The organism is Pseudoalteromonas sp. Z1A8 (assembly GCF_011378855.1).
GTDB lineage: Bacteria > Pseudomonadota > Gammaproteobacteria > Enterobacterales > Alteromonadaceae > Pseudoalteromonas.
This window is the reverse complement of record NZ_WTLB01000100.1, coordinates 1-4731: the sequence shown is the minus strand read 5'-3', so window position 1 is coordinate 4731 and position 4731 is coordinate 1. Positions and strand designations below refer to the sequence as shown.

General features: G+C 39.5%; 2 protein-coding genes and 1 pseudogene. 2 read left to right on the top strand and 1 reads right to left on the bottom strand.

Going from position 1 to position 4731, the window contains the following annotated elements:
* Positions 1–90: 90 nt before the first annotated feature.
* Positions 91–1710 (top strand): annotated as a pseudogene (locus GQR55_RS19645) (DNA topoisomerase 3); the annotation flags it as partial.
* 24 nt (positions 1711–1734) lie between these two features.
* On the opposite strand, the gene GQR55_RS19640 reads toward GQR55_RS19645, so the two are convergent.
* A complete protein-coding gene (locus GQR55_RS19640) occupies positions 1735–3045 on the bottom strand; it encodes an amidohydrolase (RefSeq protein ID WP_166421922.1) in 1311 nt (436 codons plus the stop codon).
* A 111-nt stretch (positions 3046–3156) separates the two neighbouring features.
* Here GQR55_RS19640 and GQR55_RS19635 point away from each other — a divergent pair, with 111 nt between their 5' ends.
* On the top strand, positions 3157–4014 hold the full coding sequence (locus GQR55_RS19635) for a tetratricopeptide repeat protein (RefSeq protein ID WP_101162966.1): 858 nt from the start codon (positions 3157–3159) through the stop codon (positions 4012–4014).
* Positions 4015–4731 lie beyond the last annotated feature (717 nt).

Here is a 4731-nt window from a genome sequence, read left to right as displayed (position 1 = left end):
AAAGTAGGAGAAAGATGAAGTTTGAAATAGTTAATATAAAACAATTGTTTAAACATTTTATAAAAAATAACTTGTAACATTGATGCCTAAGGCCAGCTACTAGTTGATCAAGTAATTGAAGAGGCTAAAATAAGTCAGGCTAAAAAGCAGAGTACGCAACGTTTACTCATTAGTGATTTAAATTTGTCAGCAGTAAAAAAATCATTGGGTAATATGCGCTCCAATCGAGACTTTATTCCGTTAAGTGTATCTGCTTTAGCACGTTCTCGTGCTGATTGGCTATTTGGTATGAATTTAACGCGAGCATATACATTAGCAGGGCAAAAAGCAGGATTCGGCAATGTACTTTCGGTAGGGCGGGTACAAACCCCTATTTTAGGCCTCGTTGTTAATAGAGATAACGAAATAGCGAACTTTGTATCTAAGCCTTTTTACGATGTACTGGCGCATTTACTTACTCCAGATAACCAGCCATTCATAGCTAAGTGGGTTCCTAGTAAAGCATGTGAGCCACATCAAGATGAAGAAGGCCGAATACTTAACAAAGCACTCGCAGAAAATGTTGCTTCGCGTATTAGCAAACAAAATGCTGAGCTTACAGCGCTTGAGCAAAAACAAAAAAAACAAAGTGCACCGTTACCGTATAACCTATCTGCACTGCAAATAGATGCCGCTAAAGCCTTTGGTATGCCAGCTCAAAAAGTGTTGGATATTTGCCAAATACTTTACGAGCGACATAAATTAATTACCTACCCACGCTCGGATAACCGCTATTTACCCAAAGATCACCACCAAGATGCATCTGCTATTTTTAAAGCTATAAGTGCTAATGGTGGGCAAAGCACAGAATTGGTAAATGGGGCTGATGTAAAAAAGCGTAGTAAATGTTTTAACGATTCAAAAGTGGCTGCACACCATGCAATTGTGCCGACGGCAAAACAGTTAAAGTCAGCGAGTTTGAGCGGTGACGAAGCGAAGGTATATCAATTAATAAGCCGCCATTACCTAATTCAGTTTTATCCCGACTATATATATAACGAAACTAAAGCAGAGATAACAATTGCTGGTGGGCTTTTTAAAGCAAATGCAAAGCAAGATGTAAGTTTGGGCTTTAAGGTGTTAATGGGTAAGTCTGAATTAAAAGATGAAGCTACGTTACCTCCTTTAACAAAAGGTATGTCTCTTTTTTGTGAGCAAGGCGAAGTAGTCGAAAAGCATACATCACCCCCTGCTTATTTTACTGATGCTACATTACTTGCGGCTATGACTGGCATTAGCCGCTACGTTAAAGATCCGCAGATTAAAAAAGTATTAAAAGACACAGATGGTTTAGGAACTGAGGCAACACGTGCGGGAATAATCGAGTTGCTATTTAAACGACGATTTTTAAAACGTGAAGGTAAGTCAATTAGAGCGACCGAAACAGGACTTGCCCTTATTAGCGTATTACCACAAGGGTTAGCGAGTCCTGATTTAACCGCAAAGTGGGAATCGAGCTTAGGTGATATCGCGCAGCAAGTGATGAGCTATCAGCAATTTTTGCAACCATTACTTGCCGACTTAAATGGGTTTGTACAATTAGCAGGAAACTGCGATGGCAATGCATTTGCAAGGTTACCAAAAACCTCAGCTAAAAAACGTTTTGCTAAACGAAGTGGAAAAGCAACGTCTAAAAAATCGAATTATAAAAATAGCTCAGCAGCAACTTAACGCTGAGCTATTTAAAACAACGTTTTATTTGTTAAATAAAGCGACCGTAGCATTACTCATTGCTTTTATTCCGGTAGGAATTGCAACTTTGTAGTCAGGTGCAAATTTACTAGAGTGTAGGGAAGGGAGTACTTCACCTGTTTTTATCGAATCCGCGTATTGTGCTTGGTTTACACCACCTAGCCAAAATAAGGTAATAGGGATGTTTTCATCAGTGCGTCCGTATAGGCCAAAATCTTCACCTGCCATTACAGCTTGTGTTTCAAGTACATTAGTATCGCCAATTGCGCTTGCGATAGACTGTCTAACAATATCTGTTTGTGCTGGGTTGTTATAAGTAGATGGAATAGATTCATCTTCATGTACATATACTACAGGGTAGTTTGATTCATCTAATCCAGCACTTTGTGCAATACCTGCTGTGATTCGTTTTATTGCTGCTATTTGAGCGCTTCTTACATCGGGGTTATAGCTTCTGAGAGTGAGTTGTAACTTTACTTCATCCGAAATAACATTATGTTTTGAGCCACCATGAATAGACCCAACCGTAATAACCGAAGGCTCTAGTGGTGAAAGTTCTCGGCTTGTGATTGTTTGCAGAGCAAGTACTGTGCGTGCAGCTATAATCACAGGGTCTATAGTTGTATGCGGATAAGCACCATGACCACCTTTACCTTTTATTGTAATATCGACAGAATCGACACTTGCCATAGTGTATTCGTTTTTCATTGATATCTTACCAGCGGGGACGCTAGCACTTACATGCAAAGCAATTATATGATCAGGTTTTGCATATTTACTAAATAGTCCTTCGCTTAGCATTGCTTTAGCACCACCGCCCACTTCTTCGGCAGGCTGTGCAACCATCATCAAAGTGCCTTTCCATTGATCTTTGTGTGCTATTAATTGCTCAGCAGTGCCAATAAAAGAGCTCATGTGAATATCGTGGCCACAACCGTGCATTACACCTACTTTCGCACCATGTTCGTCTATGACTTTAACTTTTGAGGCATAGGACTTTCCTGTCTGCTCTATAATAGGTAAACCATCGGTGTCTGTACGGATCATCACGGTTGGACCGCTTCCGTTTTTATAAATGCCGACAACACCAAAACCACCTACATTGCTTGTTACTTTGAAACCCAGCTGAGTTAATTTATCTGCTATCTTATTACCCGTTTCTTGTTCGTGATAAGAGAGCTCTGGCGATTGGTGTAAATCGAGGTAAAACTTTTCAATAGCTGGCATAGCTTTGCTTAAATTCAAATCGAGTCCATTTGCCTGCACAAATGGGCTTGCTAATAAAAGTACTGCACTTAAGTAAGTTAGTTTCATGTTTTCCCTCATTGTTGAATATGTATACCGAGTGATTTAGGTATATGACTTGTAATTATTATGTTCACCACCATATAAAAACCTAAATAGATGAATATGGCAATCAATTCAATGAGCAACATAGTTAGTATTAATGCGCAAAACCTTCAACAAGTACTCGGTGAAACATCACAGCAAAAATTGGTGTTGCTTAACTTTTTCTCTCCTCAAAGTCCTGACTGCATCGGACAGGCTGCAATTTTAGATAAAGTAGCGGCTGAATATGCAAGCTATATAGTAGTAGCAAACCTAGATTGCGATGCAGAGCAAGCTCTTGCTTCTCAACTGGCGCAACAAGTTGGCCTTCAAACACTGCCTACGCTTGTATTATTAAAAGATTCTGCACCAGTAGATTTACTTGCAGGTGTTCAAAGTGAGGCACAAATACGCGAAGCCCTAGCAAAGCATTTACCTGCGCAACAAGACTTACTGTTAGAGCAAGCAAAACAAGCGTTATTAAAGTCAGATTTAAATGCTGCATTTAATTATGCAAAGCAAGCTTATGAAATAGACAGCGGTAATGCACGCATCAAATTAGTGCTTGCAGACATATGTATTCAAATTCACAAGGTAGATGAAGCCCAAGCGCTTATAAATACAATAGACGTACAAGAGCAAGATGCTTACTTTAATAATATAAAAGCAAAATGCGAAGCTGCGCTTGAAGCAAAAGACTCACCAGAGATTAAAGAAAAGCAACAACAAGTAGAAAAGTACCCAAATGACCTAGAATTAAAAGAAGAGCTCAGTATTTTACTCAATGAAGCAGGCAGAAAAGAAGAAGCATTGGATATACTATTTACAGTGCTGCAAAAAGATCTGAATTTCAATGAAGCGAAACCAAGCTTTTTAGCCATTATTGCCTCTTTACCTGATGGCGACGCACTCGCAGCAAAGTATCGTCGCAAGTTATATAGTATTTTATACTAGGGTCTGTTGCTCTTTGCGGATTAAAATTTGTTCAAACTAGGGGGGTAATCGCGGCGCGAGATTTGTAACCTAGTGGGCTCGGTAACTGCTCCTGCGTTACCCTACTGGCTTACATCCATGTAAGAATAAGTAAAAACCGAGTAACAAAGAGTAAATAGCCCCTAGGAAGAACCCTTTGGGCAGCGCCTGTTTGGCATTAATGCTACGTTATCGCCTATTTATGGGGAGTAACCACACTACATAGGCTCTACCTTGCCTGAATACCAAACAGGCTGCTGCAAATTTAACCTTGAAAGATAAACAGACCCTAGATTCTAATAACTATTACTTTTGAGAAGCACCTATATAAGGTGCTTTTTGTATTTTTAGGGTTTTAATTAAAAGCTTTAGTATGGTTTAGCTATGTAAAAACAAGAGTTATCAACAGGTTTTTGTGGGTAACTTGTGCTTATCATGTGTGCTTGCTTGGGGCTTAATTTTAATTACTATTTTATACAAATAACGCTTGCGTAAAATCCGTCGCTCCCTATAATGCGACCCCACTGAGACGGGATATGGCGACGCGCAGCGGACAACGCATAGCGAGGCACAAACTACTCAGAGAGTTAAGTAAAACTTCGGTTTTAAATCTTCCAAAAAGAAAGTTTAAAACTAAGTGTTGACTCGAAAAATAAAGGGTGTATTATTCGCATCCCTTGAGACGCTAAAGCGACTCAA